At 56.2% G+C, this 23,558-nt stretch carries 16 protein-coding genes; 4 read left to right on the forward strand and 12 right to left on the reverse strand.

The annotated features are described in order from the left end of the window. Positions 1-16 precede the first annotated feature (16 nt). The 3 genes from J3U88_RS28265 (at position 17) to fabD (ending at position 7,048) form a co-directional block, all read left to right on the forward strand. The gene (locus J3U88_RS28265; protein WP_207862372.1) at positions 17-280 is read left to right on the forward strand and encodes a hypothetical protein; all 264 of its coding nucleotides are present in this window, start codon (positions 17-19) and stop codon (positions 278-280) included. Next, positions 277-5,856 (forward strand): ATP-binding protein, encoded by a 5,580-nt coding sequence (locus J3U88_RS35105; protein ID WP_207862373.1) that lies wholly within the window; start codon positions 277-279, stop codon positions 5,854-5,856. Before J3U88_RS28265 ends, J3U88_RS35105 begins: the two co-directional genes overlap by 4 nt. Positions 5,857-6,121: 265 nt before the next feature. Beyond that, positions 6,122-7,048 (forward strand): ACP S-malonyltransferase, encoded by a 927-nt coding sequence (gene fabD / locus J3U88_RS28275; RefSeq protein ID WP_207862374.1) that lies wholly within the window; start codon positions 6,122-6,124, stop codon positions 7,046-7,048. 513 nt (positions 7,049-7,561) lie between these two features. On the opposite strand, the gene J3U88_RS28280 is transcribed toward fabD, so the two are convergent. The 3 genes from J3U88_RS28280 to J3U88_RS28290 all read right to left on the reverse strand — a co-directional run bounded on the left by J3U88_RS28280 (position 7,562) and on the right by J3U88_RS28290 (position 10,986). Continuing rightward, positions 7,562-8,314 carry a hypothetical protein gene (locus J3U88_RS28280; protein WP_207862375.1) on the reverse strand — a complete coding sequence of 251 codons (753 nt, stop codon included), beginning with the start codon at positions 8,312-8,314 and terminating at the stop codon, positions 7,562-7,564. 340 nt (positions 8,315-8,654) lie between these two features. Continuing rightward, positions 8,655-9,230, reverse strand: a complete 576-nt coding sequence (locus tag J3U88_RS28285) for a hypothetical protein (RefSeq protein ID WP_207862376.1) — start codon at positions 9,228-9,230, stop codon at positions 8,655-8,657. Then, positions 9,211-10,986 carry an Hsp70 family protein gene (locus J3U88_RS28290; RefSeq protein WP_207862377.1) on the reverse strand — a complete coding sequence of 592 codons (1,776 nt, stop codon included), beginning with the start codon at positions 10,984-10,986 and terminating at the stop codon, positions 9,211-9,213. Before J3U88_RS28290 ends, J3U88_RS28285 begins: the two co-directional genes overlap by 20 nt. A gap of 527 nt (positions 10,987-11,513) precedes the next feature. On the opposite strand from J3U88_RS28290, the gene J3U88_RS28295 reads away from it, so the two are divergent. Beyond that, positions 11,514-11,876: a cupin domain-containing protein gene (locus J3U88_RS28295; protein ID WP_207862378.1), complete on the forward strand. Its 363-nt coding sequence runs from the start codon at positions 11,514-11,516 to the stop codon at positions 11,874-11,876. A gap of 11 nt (positions 11,877-11,887) precedes the next feature. Here the strand turns inward: J3U88_RS28295 and J3U88_RS28300 are convergent, their stop codons facing one another. The 9 genes from J3U88_RS28300 to J3U88_RS28340 all read right to left on the reverse strand — a co-directional run bounded on the left by J3U88_RS28300 (position 11,888) and on the right by J3U88_RS28340 (position 23,239). Further along, complete coding sequence (locus J3U88_RS28300; protein WP_207862379.1) at positions 11,888-12,769, reverse strand: LysR substrate-binding domain-containing protein; 882 nt, start codon at positions 12,767-12,769, stop codon at positions 11,888-11,890. A gap of 445 nt (positions 12,770-13,214) precedes the next feature. Then, entirely contained in the window at positions 13,215-15,326 is a 2,112-nt protein-coding gene (locus J3U88_RS28305; RefSeq protein WP_207862380.1) for a hypothetical protein, read from the reverse strand. A 264-nt stretch (positions 15,327-15,590) separates the two neighbouring features. Next, on the reverse strand, positions 15,591-16,583 hold the full coding sequence (locus tag J3U88_RS28310) for a hypothetical protein (protein WP_207862381.1): 993 nt from the start codon (positions 16,581-16,583) through the stop codon (positions 15,591-15,593). A 114-nt stretch (positions 16,584-16,697) separates the two neighbouring features. Further along, complete coding sequence (locus tag J3U88_RS28315) at positions 16,698-16,868, reverse strand: hypothetical protein (RefSeq protein WP_207862382.1); 171 nt, start codon at positions 16,866-16,868, stop codon at positions 16,698-16,700. Between the two features lie 998 nt (positions 16,869-17,866). After that, positions 17,867-18,082, reverse strand: coding sequence for a hypothetical protein (locus J3U88_RS28320; protein ID WP_207862383.1), 216 nt, complete (start codon positions 18,080-18,082; stop codon positions 17,867-17,869). Positions 18,083-18,176: 94 nt separating this feature from the next. Then, a complete protein-coding gene (locus tag J3U88_RS28325; RefSeq protein WP_207862384.1) occupies positions 18,177-18,419 on the reverse strand; it encodes a tetratricopeptide repeat protein in 243 nt (80 codons plus the stop codon). A gap of 38 nt (positions 18,420-18,457) precedes the next feature. Further along, positions 18,458-19,051: a serine/threonine protein kinase gene (locus tag J3U88_RS28330; RefSeq protein ID WP_207862385.1), complete on the reverse strand. Its 594-nt coding sequence runs from the start codon at positions 19,049-19,051 to the stop codon at positions 18,458-18,460. Between the two features lie 395 nt (positions 19,052-19,446). After that, positions 19,447-21,243, reverse strand: coding sequence for a serine hydrolase domain-containing protein (locus tag J3U88_RS28335; protein ID WP_207862386.1), 1,797 nt, complete (start codon positions 21,241-21,243; stop codon positions 19,447-19,449). 217 nt (positions 21,244-21,460) lie between these two features. Beyond that, entirely contained in the window at positions 21,461-23,239 is a 1,779-nt protein-coding gene (locus J3U88_RS28340) for a serine hydrolase domain-containing protein (protein ID WP_207862387.1), read from the reverse strand. Positions 23,240-23,558 lie beyond the last annotated feature (319 nt).

The raw sequence follows: 23,558 nt of genomic DNA on the forward strand, positions 1-23,558 counted from the left end.
GGCGGAGACTGCTCGCGTGGTTTCCGCCTTTTTCTTGAGTAAATTTAAGGTTGCTGTTTTTTTTGCTGAGCGGTTTTTTGGTGACTGGGCGGGGTTTGTTTTCTCCCGTTCTGCCGTTGTTTTGGGGTTATTCCAGACTTCACCGAGCATGCTTCCGATTGCCTTTGCTTTTCCTCCGGCACGGCGATATCATGATGCATTCGTGGAAAATACTGGGGCTGTGGTGGCTTCATTCTTGATTGGAACTCTTGTTTTTGTACCATCGAAGGGGGTTTTGTGAGTATTCCTGTGCTTCAGCCTGGTGATCGCATTGCAATTGTGAACCGTGGGGAATCGGCCAACCGGTTTCTCAACGCCCTGGACGATTTCAATCGGGAGCGTGGCACCGAACTGCGCAGCATCGCACTGTACACGAGACCCGATCAGCATGCGCGTTTTGTCCAGCGCGCCGATTACTCGTTTTGTTTGGGTGACGCACTCGAGCCGGATTTGGCCGCTTCAGCCGGTGAAGGCGGCCCCGTTTTAAAGAGCCCCTACCTGCAGTATGAGCGTTTGCGCGAAGCTTTGGTTGAAACCAAAGCTAAGGCGGTTTGGGTCGGCTGGGGTTTTGTGGCGGAACACGCCGAATTTTCCGATCTCTGCCGCGATATGGGCATTTGTTTTATCGGCCCCACCGGCGACGCCATGCGCAAACTCGGTGACAAAATCGGCTCCAAACATTTGGCTGAATCGGCCGGTGTTCCGGTTTCGCCTTGGAGCAAAGGCCCGGTCCCCGATGTGAAGGCGGCCAAGGCCCACGGCAAGAAAATTGGTTACCCGTTGGTGATCAAAGCCACCGCGGGTGGCGGCGGCCGCGGCATTCGCAAGGTTATGTCGGAAAGCGAAATAAAAGACGCCTTTGAATCGGCGACCTCCGAGGCGGCCAAAGCCTTCGGCGACGGCACCGTTTTTATGGAAAAAATGATCATCGGCGCGCGCCACCTGGAAATTCAGGTGCTGGCCGATACCCACGAGAACGTGTGGGCCGTGGGCGTGCGCGATTGCTCGGTGCAGCGCCGCAACCAAAAGGTCATTGAGGAAGGGCCCGCCCCGATTCTGACCCCCGAACAAGACGGCCACTTGCGCGAGGCCGCGCGCGGCATCGCCCGCGCCTCGGGTTACCACAACGCCGGCACGGCCGAGTTCCTTTTCGAACAGGAAAGCGGCGAATTTTACTTTATGGAAATGAACACCCGTCTCCAAGTTGAGCACCCGGTAACCGAACTCACCACCGGGTTTGACATGGTCAAGGGGCAAATCCACGTTGCCATGGGCGGCGAACTGGAAGGCGAATCGCCGGTAACCGTCGGGCACGCGATTGAGGTGCGCCTCAACGCGGAAGATCCCTACAACCAATTCGCGCCTTCTCCCGGCCACATCGAACTGTTTAACCCGCCGGGCGGACCGGGGATTCGGGTTGACAGCGGCATCGAAACCTTTTCCGAAATTCCCAGTTCATTTGACTCGATGGTGGCCAAAATCATGGCCTACGGGCGCACCCGCGAGGAAGCCCTGGCGCGGTTGACGCGGGCCGTTCGCGACACCACCGTGGTCATTCAAAACGGGACCACCAATAAATCCTTCCTGCTGGAGCTGCTCAACAACCCCGTTGTCAAAAACAACAGCTACCACACCGCTTGGCTGGACCGCCAAATGGAGGAAGGCGCTTTTGGGCACCACCAGAATCGCCAGTCGGCCCTGATTGCCGCCGGTATTGAGATGTACAGCGCCATGTTGCACGAGCAGCGCAAGGAATTTTTCCAAACCGTATCGCGGGGCCGCCCGCAACGCCTGCCGATCGCGGGCAACGCCGAGGTCGAAATGAAGCTCAACGGTCAGAGCTACAAACTCGGCATTCGCCTGATTGAACCCAAGTACTATCAAATCCACCACGAGGGGCGTTTCTTCACCGTCAAAATGGTGGCCGACACTCCCTACAAATCGCGCCTTTACTACGATCAGGTCAAGTACGATTGCCTGATCACGCCCAAGCAGGACGATTACCAGGTGGAGATTAACGGACTCAGTTACCTGGTGGAAAAAGACTCCGGCGGGATTGTCAAAAGTAACTCGCCGGCCTTGCTCCTGAAACTGCTTGTTCAGGAAGGACAGGAAATTAAGGAAGGCGAACCGCTGCTGAGCCTGGAAGCCATGAAGATGGAAATGGTGATGCTGTCGCCTCAATCCGGGACCGTGCGCCAGCTTTTCGTCAAGGCGGGCGACCAGGTCGCCGCCGGCGATCCCCTCGTTTCCATCGAAACCGACAAAGAAAGCTCAGCCATCGAAAGCACCGCCGAGGCCGTGACCTTTGCCTACGATTCCCAACCCGAACAGGAACGCGATCAACACGATCAAGTCATGCGGGAATGCCGCGGTTTCTTGAAAGGGTTCGACATCCACGGCGATAGTTTTGACAGCTTGGTCTCGCGCCTCAAAGAAACCGTGGATGCGCTGGCCCAAACCGATGCCGGCAAAAACACCCTTATCGAGTTTTTGGAAGACCTTTACCAGCTTTATCGGGACATTGAGTTCTTGTTCCAGAAAGAAGTGTCGCTCTCCGAAACCGATATCAGTTCGCCCGAGCAAAACTTCTTCATTTACCTGGCGCTGCTGCGCTCCGGCCAAGAGCACCCGGTGGAAGATTTCAACGACTGCCTCAAGCTGGTGTACAGCCATTACGGCGTTTCCTTGGAAACACCGATTGATGAACTGGAAGAAGTCATCATCCGCCTGTTCTCCTCGCACCACTACCACGACCGCAAAATCAAGTTGCTACGCACCCTCCACGACGCCTTTAGCGGGAGTCGCGCCTTTACCGAAAACGACTTGCTCAAAAACCTGGTCGACAAACAGATCCAGAAATCGCGCTTGGCGTTTCGCTCGTTGCACAACCTGCTGGTCGACTTCTTTTATTCTGTTTTTGAAAATGCATCCTTTACCTCGGTTTCCCAACTCTCACCCGCCAAACTCCACGAGGTTATCGACCAAATTTTGGGCATGCCCCAGGGTTCGAAACGGGGTGACCTCACCCAGCAACTGATTTTCTCGCCCCACGCTTTGGTCAAACTGCTCATTTCACGGTTCGGTTCCGCCGAGCCCGGCCAACAGGGTGCCGTGCTGGAACTGTTGATGCGGCGCATGCACTTGGAAGTCTCGCTCAACGAGCTTCAGATCTTTGAGGAAAACGACCGCGTTTTTGTGCTGTGTGCCTATGCCATGGATCGCAATCGCGTGGTGTCCGTGGGTTACGGCGATGATTATGCCAACCTTGATGCGGTTTTGGCCCATGCCGGCAAAACCGTGAAACAACAGCGCGACGCCAACGAAATTGAAATCGATCTGTACTTCCATTCCGCCGAAACCTTGAACGACGAGGCTTATCAGGCACAAATCAAAGCGGCCCTGGCGACCTTCCCCAAGGTCAGCCTGCTCACCAAAATTCGCTTTATGATTTCCGACTCGCTCTCCATCCCCCGCTGCTTCATGTTCGTGCATGATCAGAGCGGGTATCGCGAACGGCGCAGCTACAGAGGCCTCACGGAAAACATGGGTCAGCGTTTTTACATCGACCGCTTGCAAGGGTTCCACACCGAACGCTTGCCCACCGAGGAACACATTTACCTGTTCCACTGTAAGGCACGTGAAAACGATGAGGATCAGCGGCTGATCGCCTTCACCGAAATCCGCGAGCAACCGCCCGAACCCGGCCAAGACTTTGTGTACCCCGCCTTGCACCGCGAGTTCCTACGTGTGCTGCGCGCCCTGCGCCAAAAACAAAATCAATTCGGTCCCAAAAGCAGCGGCAGCTTCTATTGGAACCAAATCATCATTTACATTCGCCCCTTGCTGAACGTATCGCGCGAATCCCTGCTGGCTTACCTGCGTTTTATCATCTCCGGTTACGAGCACGTCCACCTGGAGAAGGTCCGCATCTACTGCCTGTTGTCCCAGCCTCACGGCGATGTGGCCAACCTGCAAATCGAGGTCAACTTCCCGGCCGATGTCGGCATTGAATTCCGCTACTCGCCGCCCTCGACGCCCGCGATTAAGCCGCTGTCTTCTCGTGATTTACGCCATGCCCTGGCCCGTCGTCGCGGGTTGAACTATCCCTACGAGGTGCTCGAACTGCTCACCAACGGGTATTTCTACAAGGGTGAGTTCGAAGAGTTCGACATGGAACGCGGTGAAAACGGCGCCTGGCAAGCGGTTTCGGTTAAAGGTCGTCCGCCCGGACAGAACCGGATCGGCATCGTGTTCGGCATCATCACCAACTACACGCCGGGCCACCAAGAAGGCATGCGTCGGGTGATTGTGCTCAACGACGGGAACTTTGGGCTCTGTGCCTTGTCGGAACCCGAATGTCGCTCCATTCTCGCCGCCATTGAGCTGGCCGATAAAGAGAAGTTGCCGGTCGAATGGTTCGCCGTTTCTTCCGGGGCCAAGATCTCGATGGAAAACGGCACCGAGAACCTGGACTGGACCGCCCGCGTTTTGCGCGAAATTATTCACTTCACCCAGAAAGGCGGCGAAATCAACATCATCGTCGACGGCATCAACGTCGGTGCCCAGTCCTACTGGAACGCCGAGGCCACCATGATGATGCACACCGCCGGTTGCCTCATCATGACCCCGCGCGGCACCATGGTACTCACCGGGAAAGGCGCCTTGGATTACGCCGGCAGCGTGTCCGCCGAGGACAACATCGGCATCGGCGGCATGCAGCGCATCATGGGTCCGAACGGCCAGGCGCAGTATCCCGCCAAAAACCTGCTTGAGGCCTGTCAGATTCTTTTCCGTTACTACAGCTTTACCTACTGTCAGCCAAATGAGGCCTACCCACGGGTCCACTTGGTTGAGGACGCCAAGGATCGCGATGTGACCCAAGCGGCCTACGCGTTTGACCTGACACCCGACTTCAAACAGATCGGTGACATCTTCAGTGACGCGACCAATCCCGGCAAAAAGAAACCCTTTGATATGCGTCAGGTCATGCGCAACGTGGCCGACCATGGCTGTCGCCCCCTGGAGCGCTGGCCGTTGATGGCCGAGTCCGATACCGCGCTGATCTGGGAAGTGACCCTTGGCGGTTACTGCGCGACCATGATCGGGATTCAGTCGTTCCCCATCAAGCGCCGCACCGAGGTGCCCAACGACGGTCCCGATACCTGGAGCGGCGGTACCTTGTTCCCGCTCTCCAGTAAAAAACTGGCGCGCGGGATCAACGCCTCCAGCGGTCGGCGACCGGTGGTGATTCTGGCCAACCTGTCCGGCTTTGACGGTTCCCCTGAATCCTTGCGACGGCTTCAATTGGAGTACGGCGCCGAGATTGGCCGCGCGGTGGTGAACTTCAAAGGAATGATCCTCTTTGTGGTGCTGTCCCGCTACCACGGCGGCGCCTATGTCGTGTTCTCCAACGTCCTCAATCCCGGTCTGAAAGCGGTTGCGCTGGAAGGAACCTATGCCTCCGTCATCGGCGGTGCGCCCGCGGCCGCGGTCGTTTTCCCCCGCGTTGTGCGCAAACGGGCCTTGGCCGATCCACGCATCACCTCGCTCCAGAAACAACTGGAAGTGGTGGAGCCGAGTCGCCGCGACGCCCTGCGCCGCGAGTATCAGGAAACCTTCGACGAGGTTTACCGCGCCAAGCAGACCGAAATGGCCAACGAGTTCGAAGAGGTCCACACCGTGGAACGCGCCAAACAGGTTGGTTCCTTGGACGACATCATCAAACCCGAGCAGTTGCGTCCATTCTTGGTCCAAAAATTGGCCGAGGAATACGAGACGCGTCACTTCCTCAAAGGTCAAGACATGGAAGGGTAAGCGCCCGGTTCCCGGGCGAAAAGCGCCCAACCCTTGCTACCGGCCGAAAAAGGGCCGCGGTTTTTTGACCGCGGCCCGCCGGCTTGCTATGATCCGTCCGTTCTGCCACACGCGGCTCCCTGTTGCAACAGTGAGCCGCGTGCTTGGTGTTTGGCCGACCGGCTTGTGTTCGGCCCAAGTTTGCTTTGACGCCGCCTGGCAACGTCCCTCGGATGAAGGCCCGCGGCGGGACGACCCAGGGTCGTCGGACCTTTAGGAGTATGTAATGAGTCAACCTGTTTTCCTGTTTCCCGGGCAAGGTTCCCAAGTTGTCGGCATGGGGCGCGATCTCTACGACGCCTTTGCTTCTGTTCGTGATATCTTTACCGCCGCCGCCGACGTGGCCGGCTTTGACGTGGCCGCCGTCTGTTTTGACGGCCCGATGGAAACCCTGACCGAAACCCGCTTCCTCCAGCCCGCGATGACCGCAATGGTGCTGAGCTGTTACCAAGCGGCCCTGGAAAAGGAAACCCTGCAACCCCCCGCTTTTATGGCCGGCCACAGCCTGGGCGAATACGCCGCGCTGGCCGCCGCCGGGGTATTCTCTTTTGAAGATGCATTGCGCCTGACCACCGCGCGCGGCAAATTGATGCAGGAACAGGCCGAGGCCAACCCCGGTGCGATGGCCGCTATTCTCAAGTTACCGGCCGACACGGTGAAAGCACTCATCGAAGAAACGGCCCTGGAGCACGACCTTTGCCTGGCCAATTTCAACGCACCCCTACAGCTGGTTGCCAGCGGTTCGGAAACGGGCATTCAGGTGCTGATGGAGAAAGCCCGCGAACAAAAAGGCCGCGTTTCCCAGCTCAAGGTTTCCGGCGCTTGGCATTCCCCGCTGATGAAAGGCGCGGAAGAACCCTTTAACGCCGTGATCGATGACATCACCTTCCACACCGCCAAGGTCCCGGTCCTGCTGAACGTGACGGGTGAACCCGAACAAGAAGGCAAGGTCATCAAAGCCCGCATGAAAGCGCAAATGTGTTCCGGGGTGCAGTGGTGCCCGGCCATGTTACATGCTTGGGAAGAAGGTTCCCGTTTGTTTGTGGAATTCGGCCCCAAGGGCGTGCTCGGCAAAATGCTCAAAACCATCGTCCCCGACAAAACCCTGCTGGAAACGAGGATCATCGACAGCGTCCAAGCCGACTGGGCTTAGGCGGAAAGGGGCGTCCTCGGTAGGTGGCGCCACCTTTGGATGATGGCTTGGATGGGTTGGGTGTAGCCGCGGACAGGGCTTGGTGTTCGTTATTTCTCAGGATGTTCGGATGAAATGAGGATGGGCGGTTTGCCGCCTGTTTTACCGGGCGGGGATCGCGCCTTGGATGGATGGGGTGGCGACCGCGTCAGTTTTTTTCCCCTCGGGGTCGCGCCCGGAAAAGGGGCGGCCTGCTTGCCGAACCGCTCGGTGTGATCACATTGGGCAAGGCTACGATTCGAACAGGCTCGGGAAGCGACACCCAAGGTGGCACCGCGCAACAACATCCATCGTTAGGAACCAGACCAACGAAGTGGCGGCTTCATCCGCGGCGTCTACCAGCCAAAAGGGGAGCCAGGCCAAAGCGCCCATCCTCATAAAATCGAAAGATCCTGAGAGAAAAACAGACGAAGTGACGGCTTCATCCAAGGCGGATTACACCCAAAAAGGGAAACCCCGCCGAAGCGCCTTTCCTTATTTAGCGAAGACAGGATGGTATACGTAAATGCCCTCCGAAACGGCAAGGTTGACGCGGGGGATGCCGCGGCGTACCTGAATATCGTCGATGATCGTGGTGCCGCTTTCAATGACGTAACCGTCCATACCCGCGACGCGGTGTTCAATTTGGTAATGGTGGTTGCCCAGCGCGGTGATCTGCAGTTCTGCATCGCCCGCCTTTTCCTCGAGTTTGATGCGGCGGTTACCCATGCGCAGCATCGCCTCGCTTGACGGTTGGTAGGCGGTGAAACGGACCGTAAAGGTGCCGGCGCCCTCCTTGTTGAACACGGCTTTGTCGGCAGGGTTCAGCGGCACCGGGATACGACCCTTGGCGGCGTAGTGACCGTCGGTTGAAAGGTTCGTGTTTTCGCTTTTGACCAAGGTCATCCCCGCGGGCAGGGGGGTCGGTGCCATAAACATCGGTTTGTCTGGGTTCGGGGCCAGTGACTCAAAGTTCTGAAGGTAGGCGAAGCGTTCGCGGCGCGCCGGAACCGTTACCACGTAGCGGCGCCGGTTGCCGGTGACCGCCCTTGGGCGATCTTCGACATGCTTGCGCAAGGGGTTGGCTTCTACGGCCGATTGTGGCGCATTGAATTGAAGTGATTCCAACTGGAGTAATTGGGTTTCGGCGGGGGTCGGTTGGGTAAGGGTCGCGCCGTTGGATGGTTTCCAAAGCGCGGTCGGAAACAAACACAACCAGATTGCTGCACATACAACTTTGCGGATCATAAACAAGCTCCTGCGGAACCTAAACCGTTGCGGGGTGCACCTGCACCGCGATCACCCAGTCAACGTGGTGGAGAACGGAGGTCAAAAGATTGGGAAAGCCTTTCATTCGGCTTCAACACTTAACGTCCCCTTTCAGGGCAATACCGGTCACAAAAAAACAAAAAAAATCTAAAAACAATCTTTGCTGAAGGTTTCTTGTAAAGTATTTGAATAATTGGGTTTATGTTGGGAGCGAGGAGGGGTTTAATAAAAAGGTGCGGAGGGCGTGAAGAAAAAGTGATGCATTACACGCGGCAGGGATGTCCTTTTTTACCGGCAAATGGGCCCTGGTACGGCGGAATTAAAAAATAGTTTTCCAGCCACGCGGTGGGCGCTCGAGGATGTGTTGGAACCATTCGGCTTGAAGCGCGAAAAGTTCGGGGTAGTGGCTTTGTAAGCGGCTGATCTGTGCGGCGATTTCGGCCAGATAGGTGCCTTCCTGGAAATAGGCTTGCGTGAAGCCACGCCATTGTTTCATGAGCTGTAAAGGCGCACTCACCAATCGTTTGTACCAAATGAGGAAATCGGGGTCAAGGGCGGGGTCCGTTTCGGCGGCAAGAAAACGATCTCTCAGGGCAAATAGCCGACTCAATTGCTCGAAGCGTTGTTGCAACAGCGGGTAGGCGTCGAAATCCGCGTGGGACGGTGGCTGTTGCCAAGCCGGACTGTCCGGTTGAAACAGGGTGGCTTCCAGATGGAGCATTTGGTTTTCCAGTTGCATGCGTCGTGTTTCGCGGGGCGCCTTCGGCGACGGCAAATCTTGCCGGCCCAGCAGACGGCGACGTGTCGCCAGCAGATCGTCCAGGTGGTTGGTTTCGTAGGAAAGGATTTGGCCGAGGTAGTGGCGGCGGTCCGCGTCAGGGTTTGAATTGGCCAAAATCACTTTCCTCCGGTGGTTGTTTGAGCGAATAACCCAGTTCTTCCAAAAAGTCGCGCAACTGGTGGTGGGTATCGAAAAACCAGGTTTGACCGTCTTCTACTTGGCCCGCTTCCCAAAGGGCGGCTTCGTAGGCGTCGATCAGGGTTTCCAATTCCTCGCGGCGATGGTGGTTCACCTCGGCAAGGGCTTGTTCCGCGAAGAACAGCAGGTGCTGGTACTGTTCTTGGTCGCGTGGGTAAAACTTGAACTGGGCCATGCGTTTCAGCGCCTCGTCCAGGTCTTTCTCGTCCAGACCTTTGACCTGTTGCGACAACACGCTGCGGAATGTTTGGCCGTTCTCACCAATCAAGGCTTCGACCTCCAGGACGCCGCTGAGATCGTAGGTGAAGCGAATGAAAATTTCCTGCTCCTCCGTGGAGGGGGGGATGCCGGAGACCTTTAACCGGCCCAGCAGGAGGTTGTCCTTGATTTTGCGCGATTCGCCTTGGTAGATCATCACGTCGACCTCGCGCTGGTTGGGGTACAAGGTGTAAACCACTTCCTCGCGTGACACCGGCAGCGTGGTGTTGCGGTGGATGATCGGCAGGAAATAACCGGTGCGGTAATCGCGGCCCAATTGCTTGGAAACGGCGATGCCGAGGGTGAAGGGACACACATCGGTGAGGACGAGGTCCTCGACCGCGACATGGTTTTCGTACAGGCCGGCTTGGACCGCGGCGCCCATGGCGACCACCTCGTCGGGATGGTAGCGGCACAGGGCGGGTTTGTTAAAGGTGGTTTGCAGCAGGTCGGCGATCATCGGCATGCGGGTGGCGCCGCCGACGAGAATGGCGTGGTCGACCTGATCCGGTTCGGTTTGGCCGTCGCTGAGCGTTTTTTGGATGCAGGCGGTGAGGCGCGGTAGGAACCCCTTTAGCAGGGTTTCAAAGGACGCGCGGCTGAGGGGTAATTGCGGGGGCTGTTCGGCAAAATCGCCGCCGGCCTCCGGCAAGCGCAGACTGGTCTCCTGTTCCCAGCTCAATCGAACCTTGGCGGCCTCGCACTCTTTCCACAGCCTGGCGTAGCGGTGCGGATCGGCGTCCCGCAAGAATCCGCCGGCGGTCTCCTGCTGCTCGCAGGCCCATTGCATCAGCGCGGCGGTAAAATCTTCACCGCCGAGCATGCTGGAGCCGGAAGTGGCGATGATTTCCAGACTGCTCTCGAAGATGTCCATCAGGGTGACGTCGAGGGTGCCGCCGCCCAGATCAAAAACCAAAAGGCGGCGTTCGGATTGGCGGTCGTGGAAGCCGTAGGTGAGCGCGGCGGCGGTGGGTTCATTGATCATGCGGGTCACCTTGAGCCCGGCCAATTCGCCCGCCCGCCGCGTCGCCTTGCGCTGGTGATCGTTGAAATAGGCGGGAACGGTAATGACGGCCTCGTGGATGGCGGTGCCCAGGTGGGCCTCGGCGTCGCGTTTCAGCGATTGCAACAGGAGCGAAGACAGTTCGATGGGTGAAAAAGATTGGTTGCCGAGGGTGAAAGGTTGGTTGGTGCCCATCATGCGTTTAAACCGCGCGGCGCATCGCCCCGGTTCGATGAGGCTCATTTCCTTGGCGGCCGCGCCGGTAAGCACGTGGTTGTCGGCGGTGATGCCGACGATGGAGGGCGTGAGGAAGGTACCAACGCGGTTGGGGATCAGTTCGGGGCCGTGGTTTCCCATAACGGCACACAGGGAATGTGTGGTGCCTAAATCAATGCCGATGATGCGTCCCATCGCCTGCCTCGCCCCAAACTGGGTACCTCATTCTCGCGGAAAACCGCTTGTTCGCTTGCGTGTCCGCCCACCGAAACGTTTTTTGTCCCGGTTGCACGGGAAAAGCGTTGGTCGGCCCACAACCCGTGCGCTTGGAAGCAAACGGGTTCGGTTTTGACCTAAGAAGCTCTGAAGCGAGGGATTTTGGCTAAAGATCTGGAGCGAAATGGCTTGAAAAAGCGAGCCGGGGTCGCGCCCGACCGCACCCAGTGGGTGCGGTGAGCATTTTTACAGGCCGTTGCAGCCCAGAGAATTAGCTAAAATCACCGTGAGTTATCGCGCTTCTTAGGTTTGATGCCGATGTGCCTGCGCGGCTGACCGCGCGCCGGTTCGTGCTTGGTTCTTAATATAGTAGATCCCAACACGCTCGGCGACCGATTTTCCGCTGCCTTGCCCACGAGCTCACTTTCTTTTGCGTCGGCTGAAACGCGTGGATTCGTTAGAATACAGACATCCCAGTTTCAAAACCCTGTTTCCAGGAGGCCGAGATGGCAACGCTGATTGAAAAACCCTCGATTATTGAGGCGGCGGGCAACAAGCCGAAAATCATTGAAGAGTACATTGGGCGTGTCAATTCCAAGACCACGGATGTGAGTGTGGCGCGCATGAAAAGCCCCGGTGGTTGGGTTGAACCCGGCCAAACCCCCGAGTTCGACGAATACACGGTGGTGCTTAAGGGCCAATTGCGCGTGGAAACCAAAAACGGCACTTTTGATGTGGCCGCGGGCCAAGCGATTATTGCGCACAAAGGCGAATGGGTGCGCTACAGCTCGCCCCACGAGGACGGCGCCGAGTATGTCGCCGTGGTGTTGCCCGCCTTTTCGATGGAGACGGTTCACCGCGACGAATAGGGTTACGTGGCCTAGGTTTCCCTTTGAACCGGCGGTGTTTCGCGCAACGCCGTCAGTATCGCCGTGCGAATGGTTCGTGCCGCGGCGGTTTTTCCGTGGTCGGCGCGGCGGATCAAGCTGATGCGGGCTTCCTCACGGGGGCCGTTGCGGTAGGGCCTCATTTCCGTCAAAGCGCTGTTGAGCGCAATGGTGGCCGGCAGCAAACCGACCGTGCCGCCGCCCGCCACCATGGCTTCGATCAATTTGAGTTCACTGGTGGCCATCACCCGTTTGGCCGCGAAAAAAGGGGCGGTCTGGAGTTGTCTCAGGAGGGACGCTGTTTGCGGCATTTTGGGGTTCACGACCAGGATGCTGTCGGGGTCGGTGAACTCGTTTTCGTCCCTTGCCCAAAAGCCGATGAAGTCGCGGTACAACTCGGTGAGCACCAGGTCGGGATGGGGGGTTGGGTCGACGGCGATACCCAGATCGGCCGCCATGGCGAGCACGGTAGCTACCACCTCGCGCGAGGGTTGGTGCAGCAGTTCGAGATGGAGTTGGGGGTGGTCGCGCAGCAGTTGGGGGGCGAACCGCGGCACCGTGTACACCGCAACCGTCGCGTGGACGGCGAGGCGGTAGTTGCCAACCACCGCATCCTGGGTTTGACGGAGCGCGTTTTCCAGGTCGCGCCACTGGTGTTGCAAGTCGCGGGCGCGGTTCAGCAGCAGCGTGCCCGCGCGCGTCGGCGTGACCCCTTTTTTGCCCCGCAGGAACAAGGTTTGGCCCAGCCGGGTTTCGATGCGTCGCAGCATGCTGCTTAAGGCGGGTTGGGTTAACCCGCGTTCGGCGGCGGCACGGGTGAGGTTGCCCGCGGCGGCGATGGTGGTCAGGGTTTCCAGTTCATCAAAAGAAAGCACGGTTGTTGCCTAAATATTAATTCTCTTTATGATAAACCAAAAAACCATTTATTTTCATTTTGAATACGTGCAGGCCATAATCAGGGCATCCCACCCGCGGCGTACCGCGTCGCCCGTTTCTTTCAACCCATTGGGGCTCCCGATTGGCTGAAAAAAGCGGGCCGACTCAAGCGGCTCGGGCACCGGGATGACGAAGAAGAAAACAAAGCACGCCCCACGTAGGCAACGCGGGGGCGTCACGATGGTTGATGTCGCCCGGGAAGGCGGACGTTCAACAACTTGCGAACTTTGTATGCGGCGAAGGGCTCCTAACCCTCCGCCGCTTTTTTTATGGCGGGAGGAGTACTCCTCTTTACCGCTAAGCGAGATATTAAAGATTCCTGTTCCGACGTGGGCATTGCACTTTTTGACAGACAACGGTCTTATTGCCCGCCCCTTGGTGGGTTTACCGCATATCGAGCAGCACGGACAGGTCCTCAAGCGCGAGAACCTGTTTGGGTGTGAGGTAGGAGCCCAAACGGTGTTTTTTAAGTTGTTTCGGTAAGCTCAGATGGGAAACACTTTTAAGTTGGTAGGTTCCTTGTAAGTGAAGCAGATCATCGTGATTAAAACGGATCGTGAGCTGTTTGATTTGGGGGTTGTCGCCAAGGTCGATCCTACGCAAACGCGTACAATGTTGGATGGCGAGTTTCTCGAGTTTTGGTGCCCTGGGCACTTTGATAGAAAAGAGTTTTGGAAGGCTTTGTACATCCAGTGTTTTTAATTGAGGGGCCTGTTCTAAAAAGTCAAGATCCTTGATCTGGATTTTTCCCTTAATGCTTAAACGCTGAAGGGATTGGCAAGGGACGGCGTTAAAATTTTTGAGGAGGACATTTCCGCTTTCCAGTTCCAGGTGCGTGAGTTTCTCAAATGGCGAGAGGAAACTTAAATCTGAGATGGTCAAACAGTTGATCAGGCTAAGGCGGCGCAGTGGGGCGTTTTTTGATAGGTTTAGCGTTCGCCAATTGACACGTTTGTCAATTTCGATGAGCTTAAGCGATTTAAGGTTTGGAAATTTCGTAAATGAAAGGGTGTCGCTTGGGTTAAAAATGATACCGACTTCCAGGTGGTCGACCTCCTCAAAAATAGGTACCGGAACCTTTGGTTGAAAGCGGCCTTCCGGGTTCCTGGCCGGCTCCGTGAGAAGGTCCGAGGGGATCAATGACAGGGACAGGCGCTGGAGCGGCAGCATGGTGAGACGGGCCTGGTTAAGTACTTCGTTCAGTGCGTCCAATTTGAGTTCTCTGCATTGGGGGACTTTTTCCCTCAGTACCTGAATGTCGAGTGGGACGCTGAAATCGGATAGCTCAAGGTTGGTGACCTGATTACAGGCATCAAGAAGCTTGCGTAAACCGTTTTGAGATATAGGACCATGCCATTTGACCGTGGTTAGGTTATTAAAGGGAAACCGAGGTTGTTCTGATTCAGGTCGTTCGTTTTCAATATTGCCAAAACCATGGAGCGGGTTATAAGCAATTTCTAGGGTTTGAAGGTGAATGGCGCTTGCGAACACGTTGAGGGCGTTAAAACTCGTGTCTTTTAAGGATAAGTGCATAAGGTGTTGAAGGTTTTTGAAGTTGATATTATCGGTGGGTGTTGCTAAATCATCGATTAATAAGGCTTCAAGTAAGGTAAAGTTGTTAATTAGCTCTAGGTTTAACAATTTTTCACTGCCCAGGAGCTCCAGGTGAATGATGTTTGGGAATTCACGCAATGCGTTGAAATCTTGCAGGTTGAGGTTGTTCCTCAAGATGAGGGTGTTTAAATAGCGCCGGTTTTTTGCAGGGATGGCATCGAGCCCGTTCAGTCTTCTTAGGTCTGGGCAGGAATCGATGATCAGGGTTTGAAGCGGTGACTGGTTGAATTTGAGCAAGGAAAGGTTTTCAAAGCCGGAACAGTTGATGAGTTCCAGATGCGTGATTTGGGGTGGGATCGGTAGCGCTCTAGTTAGGTGCAAATCCTTTAAGACAAGCCTTGAGACCTGCTTGTTTACAAGACCCAGGCTACTCCTTAAGTAAGGGATGTGTTTCCGTTTGTGGGTAGTTTTTTGCAGGTTGCCGCCTTGCTTGCTCGGGGTGGGTTTTTTCTTGACGGTGGTTTGCGGTCCGGTCAAGGAGAAACTTTTGGTTTTGAATCCGGGTAAATCTTCCGGCATTCCCGTCCGATGCAACATCATCGGGTTGTAAAAAGTTGCCTTCCCGCCCCCGATCATAATGATCATAACGAAAACAAGCAGGGCCCAGCGAAACAGGTTGAAAAGATTTGAAACATGGTTGTCCGTAAAAAAAGCGCGAAGGATAACGATAAAACCGAAGACCGCGAGTGCAAACTCAACGCGGTTTTGGATAATGTAAGAGTAATCCGTGGAAAGAACTTGAACCACGTATTTTGCCAGAGCAATTGATTCATCTAAAAACACACGGATCGTGGTGAGGCCGGCAAAAACCGTGAGGATCAAACCCGTTTTATTCCCAAAAATTGTCTTGAAGAATCGTTCCGTGTCCGTCGGCTCCGGCAAACAGCCCCTCCTAATTAAAACCTAAATTGAGCGATTCTTGGCGGCGTACTTGAGCAATCTGTTGGGCTGCAACTTGTCGTGAAAATGCGCGACGTACCTTACAGGTACGCCTCCGCTTTTCCTAACAAGTATCGCGCCAAACCTCGGCGCGTCCTGCGCCTATACTTGCACAATTGCATCCGACCGAATCGCACACTTTAGGTAAAAGAGCCGGTCATCAAAGATGAGCCGGCTCTGCCGCGGGATGAAATAAAGGAAACGCGCCTATTGGTAGGAAAACAGTTTTACCTGATAGTCGGAATCCGTGCGGGTCGATAAATCGGGGGCGAGCACCACCGCGGCGTTGTCGCGCATACCCGCAAAAAGACCACCCAATATCGGATCCTCTTGAAGGACCGTTTGGCCTTCTGAGTCAATGATTTGCAACACGAGAGACAGCTTTTCCTCGGTATGACTGGTGGGCACTTCATAGCCAAGCACAAACAAATCATCCATGCCTTCTAATGGGTAAAGGCCGGTATTTTTAGATAACCCATACTGTAATTGGTGTTTTGACACGTAGGCCACGTCGTCGTGTGCTTTCTTAGGTGTCGCCTGTTTATAAGATACAAATCCTTCACGCGTTAGGGGCAAGGTCGCTTCAAGTTGGTAAGAACGCGTTTTGATGAATTTTTGTGCCATGTCCCCCAGCTCATCAATTGCCAAGAGGGTTCTGCCGTCCGCGGTGGTTGCAATCCAACTGCGCGTAAAGGCTGCCGGAATCCCGCCGAGACGCACATCTTTTACCTGGAATGATCGCCGAACTTTTTGAAATACGGGGACGCTGTCGGGGGTAGTGACCTTGAATTGACTCCAACGAAAGATCAACGAATTGGGATCGTTTCGCCAAAACTCCAAACCGAAGAAACGACCATTCGGTGTTTCCTGTAGGGTTCTGAAGAAGGGGGGTTGTTGGGAGTTGTAGGTTCGCGCGCGGCCGATGTAGTGCAGGTTCTCGTCAAAGGTCAGCACATCGCCGAACCTGTTTTTCGCTTTATCTGTCGTTAGCACGAAGGCCAAATACTGGTTTTTAAGTTTGACGACATTTTGGAGGATGCGCCCTCGGTTTTTGTCGCCCAGGATTTCCGCGTCATCGATTTCGGCGATATTGACGGTTCTCGAGTGGGTCCCATCGGGGGCGATGACCACAAAACTGTCGTGGAAAAGGCTGCCTTCGGTCCCTTTCCCTTTAATTATCAATGCGCCGTCTTTGCTCATGGTACAGCTTGTGCGAACCAAGTTGCCCTCTAAACCATATTGGTTGAGGTCGATGCGATCTGGAAATCCCAACATCAAAGTTAGCAATGTACAGACGAACATGTTCGATTCTCCTTAATTCTTGCAACCTGAACCCCAGCTATCGCAATCGGCGACAAGGTCGTCTGGGTTGATGTTTTCGGGCCCCAAGAAGGTGGCAATGTTGGGTTCCCCTGGATCGAAGGTGACGGGGGTGGTGTCCGGGTCCGTGTAAAAAATCATCAAGGCAAGCATACAGGTCAGCATGTTGGCTCCTTCAGAACGATCAAGAAATCAGAACAGGACAGGGACAACATTAGCACATCCAGGATCGTACGTTCTCTCGGAGGGCGGTGTCTTAACGTGTTTTTAAGGATTTTTAGGTCTCTCAAATTTTCTCATATACAATCTTGAAGTTCAAGAAGTTATGTTGAGAATTCGTCTCTATTGTCCCTACTTCTGCGAAAACGGCACAAATCTTGACAACTGTTTTGGGCGAAGCACATGTACAAGGTTAAGCAACGTTATCATTTGAAGGATGTTGCCGGCCTTTAGGTCCTCAAAACCTTCGTTGGCGTGAAACCTAAGAAGCACGATAACTCGCGGTGGTTTTGGCTAAACCTCTGGGCTGCAACGGCCGGTAAAAATGCTAACTGCACCCAGTGGGTGCACGTCGTGCGCGACCCCGACCCGCTTTTTCCAAGCCGTTTCGCTCCAGATCTTTAGCCAAAACCCCTCGCTACAGAGCCTCTTAGATGAAAAGACAAGGTTGGGTGCGTTCCCGCGGTAGTTTGTTTTAACTTGTGATCTCTATCCTTAAATGCGGAAATAACGTGCGTTTTGGATCAGAAATAGTGTTTTCAATGTCTTAAATTTTTCAAATAATTGCATTTAAAAGGTTTGTTTGTGGTTGTGTCGCGGTGTGAATTGAAAGAAAAACCGTTAAATAGAAAGAGAACCATAGCCTAATCGGGGATTATGGGTAGTGTGTTTTGGCGATGATCTGTGTAGTCCAAGCGTGAACAGGAATTTCAGAAGGCGAGCATAAGAAACGGCGGGAACTGTGTCAATCCAGTGAGGCCGATCACAGGTTCCATCGCTGCCGGGTTGAAATGAAAAGCACGCCCCACGTAGGCAACGCGGGGGCGTCACGATGGTTGATGTCGCCTGGGAAGGCGGACGTTCAACAACTTGCGAACTTTGTATGCGGCGAAGGGCTCCTAACCCTCCGCCGCTTTTTTTATGGCGGGCCGGACAGCGCGCGGTTACAGCTTTCCGCCACCCAAGGGATTGAGGGTGAGGCAGTTGCTTTGCATCATTAGGTAAACCTTGGTTGCGTTGTGCAGCAGAAAAGTGCGCGAGATGCGGTGTAACTCGTTGTAAATAAGAGGGATCAGTTCGTCCATCGCCGTTTTGTTGCCGGCCTGCCATGCCTGTAACAGCAGGATAAGGTTGGATTTGGGTGATTGAGTTGGGTTCATATCTGTAACAGGGGCTCGGCGCGTTGGAGATGGTCCTGTGCTTCTTCCGGGCGGCTGTCTTTCAACAGGATTTCACCCAAAATTTTATGACTCATCAGGGTATCGAAATGGTCCGTGCCGAAGCGACTGCCGCGGCCGGCCGGCCGTCGTGCATGTAGGCCGAGGCCAAACCGTTGGCGGAAATGAGGGTGGACCGTTGTTCAAAGCCGAGGCGTTTTTCGTTGGCGGCGAAAACCTGTTCCATGATGCGGGTGGCTTTTTGGGTGCGGCCGAGTTGGCCCAATAAGCGTGCCTGCATGCCCTTGGCCCGCGGCGTATCGATGTGTTCCGGGCCCAAATGCGTTTGTCGTCACGCCACTGCTTTTTCGATAAGTATCAGGATCTGTTTGGGTTGGGTTCGCCGGTGGTGGCTTTGGCGATGCCGAAATCGATGACCTTGGGGGCGGCGACGCCTTCCTCCTCGCAAACCAAAATGTTGGTGGGTTTGAGGTCGCGGTGGAGACAGCCGCGGCGGTGGGCGTGGTGGACGGTCTCACACAGCCGCAAAAAGAGTCGGAGCCGTTGTTCAATGGTTTCGCGGTGTTTGTCGCACCAATCGGAAATCGGGGTGCCCTCGATGTATTCCATCGCGAACCAGGGTCGCCCTTGTTCGCTGATGCCGCCGTCGTAAACATGGGCGATGTAAGGATGTTTTAACTTGGCCAGGGTGTGCTGTTCCAAGCGAAAGCGCGCCGCCACCTGGCGGCTGTCCATGCCGGCTCTGATCAGTTTGAGGGCAATCTCGCGTTCAATGGGTTCGGCTTGGCGGGCCAGGTAGACAACGCCCATGCCGTCTTCGCCGAGCTTGCGCACGATTTGGTAACGGCCAACGGTTTCTCCCGGCTTGGGGTCGAGCCCGCCTTCATCCCAATTGAACAGCGCTTTGTCGAGGACGTTGTCGCGCGAGGCCTCGGCGTCGACACGCGGCATGTCGCTGACTTCCCGATGCAGGGCCGGATCCTCTTATTCGAGGGTGGCAAGGAACGCGGTGCGTTCCCCCGGTTCCATCTCGGAGGCTTGCAGGAAGATACGTTCGGCGTGTTCCCAAAAATCCGTGGTCACGGAGGGCTCCCGTGGGCGAGCGTCGGAGGATCGCGGCATAAGGCGAGTGCCGCATCCAAAAGAGGCCGGTGATTTTGTGACAACCGACCGGCGCGCTTATAAAGGTCGGCAAAATGCTGTTTGCCGATATTCAAAACGCGTTATTTCCAATGATACCTTTCTGGTTGAAGGCAAGAAATACGGCAGGGCTTCGGCGGCAAAAAAAATCGCCCCGACCGAGGAACTCGGCCGGGGCGATTGGCGGGGTGGCGTAACGGAATCGTTTAGAAGGGGACACCGACCGGGGTGGCGGCGAGGCGTTTGTGGAAGCGCCGCGGCAGGGTTGTGGTGATCCCGTGTTTGAAGGGGACACCCATGCGCTGCAACCAGTCGATGAAGATGTTGTTGAGCATGGGATCGAATTCAGAGCAGTTAATCAACATGGCGAAAGCGGCCATGCGGTTGGGCAGGTACACGAAGCTTGAAACGCCGCCGTAGGTGCCGCCGTTGTGGGTGATGATGGGTTCGCCGTTGATGTCGTCGACGATCACACCCAAGGCGTAGGGCACCTCGGAAGGGGATTGCGGGGCGACGGTCAGCATTTGGTCCATGCTTTCGGCGTTTAGGAGGTTGCCGCTGAACAAGGTGTGGACGAAGGTGAGCAGGTCCTGGTTGCTGGAGACGATGCCGCCGGCGGCACCCGCGAAAGCCAGGCTGATTTGTGAGACATCGAGGTAGGTGCGATCATCTTCATCGTAGGCGTAGACGTTGGCGCGGTTGGGGACGGGTTCGAACCCGCCGAAGAAGGTGTCGTTCATGGCCAAGGGGTTGAAAATCAGTTCGCGGTAGAGGTCGACCAAGGGTGTGCCACTGACCTGTTCGGCGATGAGGCCCGCCAGGACGTAACCGGAATTGCTGTAGTTCCAGCCGGTTCCGGGCGCGAAGTCAAACCCCTTGTCGAAGGCGAAGTCGACGATTTGGCGTGGGGTCCAAACGGGACCGCCGAAGAAATGGGCGTGAACCACTTCGCCGAATTCGGGTTCGGCGGTGTAGTTTTTCAGGCCGCTGGTGTGGTTGAGCAGCATGCGGGTGGTGATTTCGTTGCCGCGGGGCAGGTCGCTGAGGTAGGTGGCGATGGGCGCGTCGAGATCGATGGAACCCGTCTCTTGCAAGTGGAGTAACAGGGTGGCGGTGAACATTTTGGTGATGCTGCCGATGTCGGAACGCATGGTGGAAGGGGCGGAGGCCTGGGTTTGGGTGTTGCTGACGCCGGCGGAACCAAGCACCGGGGTGGTGCCGAACATTTGGTAACCCGCGGAGAGGCCCGTTTTGACCTGGGCTTGGCTGAAGCGGCGGGCCACGATTTCCTGCCAGGCCGCCGTTTCCGCGCCAAAGGTCGGCGTGGCGGGTACCGCGTAAATTTGTTGGACTTCATCTTGGAAGGTGAGGGCGAAACCGGTTAATGCAACCTCGCTCCATACGGTGACGGCCGCATTGGCGGGTGTGTTTTCAGGGACCAGCTCGGCGAGCATGCCGACCCACTTACCGCGGGCACCGATGGATTGGACCATGGTGGTGCGTTGCTCACCGGAAATCACCTCGATGAACAGTTGGGCTTCGTCCGTGCCGGGGTTGGTGATGACCAGCCCGCTCTGGCGGCTGTTGTTGTGCTCCAAATGGGGAAAGGCCAAGCCGGAAGTGGTGGTACCGATCAGGGGCAGGCTTGCCGTGCCGCCGTGGATCAGCGAGCGGAAGGTCATCACGCCGCTGATTTCGACGATGCTGCTTTCGACACGCATCCAGCCGCGGTCGTCGTTTAAGTCGGGGACCAGATGTGCCAGGGTTTGGTCTACTTTTTCACCCGGTTCAAGCGTCAAACTGTGACGACCGGATTCCAAACCGAATTGCCCGTAGGCGACTAAGTTAATGTCGGCACGGGCCGGGGTGGGGTTAAACAGCACCAATCGGGTTTCCCATTCGTCGGTGGTTTGGGTGTAGTGGGGGACATAAAAATGATAACTCTGAGCGATGAGTAGTGAACCGAAGAAAAAAGCGGATAAAGCGATTAAGCGTTTGTTCATGAAAACCTTCCTTGCAAGCCAAAAGATCCGGGGCCTGGGGCTGCGCCTTCTTGCGAAACCAAGCGTAGGTGGTTCAGTGCGGAGGAAATCCTTCGCAAAAAAACAAAAAAGAAAAGGCCGCGGGTTTTGATGCCGCGGCCTTTTCTTCGGGGTTGATTAACTCAGCCCGCATTTCGGCTTCGTCGCGAGAAGCTGAAAGCCTTGTAAGCAATGCGGGTTAGGGTTTAAGGGTGGTTTTTTGATCGAACAAGGCGTCGATTTCGGGCGAAGCCTGTTTGTCGATGCCGAACACCCCGCGGGCCCAGTTTTGCACGACCGCGGCGAAGGCATTGTCCAACACGTTGCAGTTGACCAGCATCGCGAACGCGGCGCGTTGGTTGGGGTAGTAGTAAAAGGTTGAGGCGCCGCCGAGGGTACCGCCGTTGTGGTTGTAAATGGGTTCGCCGCCGTCATCACCGACGACCACGCCGAGGCCGTAGGGTAAGGCGGCACTGGAAAGTGGGGTGACGGTGAGCATTTCCTGCAACGCGGCTTCGCTCAGCACGGCGCCGCCGAAAAGGCCGTGGGCCCAGGTCACCATGTCTTGGCTGGTTGAGATGATGGCGCCGGCCGCGCCGGCCCAAACCAGTGAAACATGGGTGACGTCGGTGAAGGTTCCCGTCACGGTGGAGAAGCTGTAAGCGTGGGATCGGGGATCGATGGTTTCGAGGCCGCCGTAGAAGGTGTCGTGCATGCCGAGAGGTTGCCACAGGCGTTCGCGGTAGAGGGTCAGCAGCGGTTGACCGGAAACCTGTTCGGCAATCAGACCGGCGACCAGGTAACCGGAATTGCTGTAGTTCCAAGCGGTGCCGGGCTCGAAATCAAAACCCTTGGCAAAGGCAAAATCGATGATGTCCCGCGGCTGCCAGGGGGGAGCGCCCTCGAATTGCGCGTTAATCTGTTCCGCGAATTCGGGTTCCGCCGTGTAGTTCTTGAGGCCGCTGGTGTGGTTGAGCAACATGCGGGTGGTGACCGAATCGCCGCCCAACAGTTCGGGAACGTAGGTTGAGATGGGTAGGTCGAGATCAACCAAACCTTCTTCCTGAAGTTGGAGCAAGATGGCGGCGGTAAAACTTTTGGTGATGCTGCCGATTTCACCGCGCATATCGGCCTTGGCCGGCTCGGCGGGGGAGCGGTTGACAATGCCGGCCGCGGCGATGACGGGCGTGGCGTCGCCATTTTTGTAGCCGGCGCTGACGCCGACCTTGACTTGGGCTGCATCGAAGGCGCTGTTCAGGGTGGTTTGCCAAGCCGCCCGTTGTGCCCCGGAGGTGACCGTGGCCGGCACCGCAAAAATCTGCCGGCCGTTGTTCTGGAAGGTTAACGCGAAACCGGTGATGGGCGCGGTGCTCCACACATCAACCGCCGCGGCGGTCGGGGTTTCTTCCGGCACCAAATCGGCCAGCATGCCGACCCATTTGCCGCGTGCCGCCAGGGTGATCGTGGTGGTGGTTGTCGCTGAATCGCCGCGGATGCGCAGGGTCACCTCGGCTGCTTCCGTGCCGGGATTGGTCAGCACCAAACCGCTTTGGCGCAGGTCGTGGTGTTCGAGTTGGGCAAAGGCGAGTCCGTCGGAAAGGGTGGTGATTAGGGGCAAGGAGGCGCGTCCGCCCAGTTGCAACGCGCTGAAGGTGAGCACCCCGCTCAACTCGGTGATGTTGCTCTGGATGTGCAACCAGCCGCGTGATTCGGCAAGGGCGGGAAAGAGCGCGGCAATGGTTTGGTCCAACCGTTCGCCGGGGACCAGGGCGCGTTCGAGACGGCCTGCTTCGCCGCCACTGCTGTCGTAGGCCGTGATCGTCACGTCGGCACGGGCGCCGGTGGGATTGTAAAGGACCAGGCTGGTTTCCCATTCACCCGGCGTTTGGGTGGTATGGGGCAGGAAAAAGTCGGTGGGTTGCGCGAGGAGCGCGGCGCTGAATAGGCAAAAAAACAAAAGGCTTCGTGTTGGTTTCAAGAAATTCATCCTCATGGTTCGGCCGAGGTGTCGGGTAAAAGCTCGGCACATGGTTTGGACCTTGGCTGGTCGCGGCGGAAAAGACAGGAACGGAGCCGGCCAAGTGGTTTCCAAAATCGGTTAAACCTAAACTAAGTGAAAATAGAGGCGAATGCTCGAAAAAAAGAGGGCGACAATTGGAAAAAGTTTGCAACCAAATGGTCTAATCGGGAAGCGAGTAGGGTACAACCCGCATTGCTCACAAGGAACGTTGCTACAGGGCAACCCATGCGATTACGAGGGTTGCCCGGCGAACGGTCGCCCCGCGAAAGGTCGGCCC

The sequence above is a fragment of the Acanthopleuribacter pedis genome, assembly GCF_017377855.1.
GTDB lineage: Bacteria > Acidobacteriota > Holophagae > Acanthopleuribacterales > Acanthopleuribacteraceae > Acanthopleuribacter > Acanthopleuribacter pedis.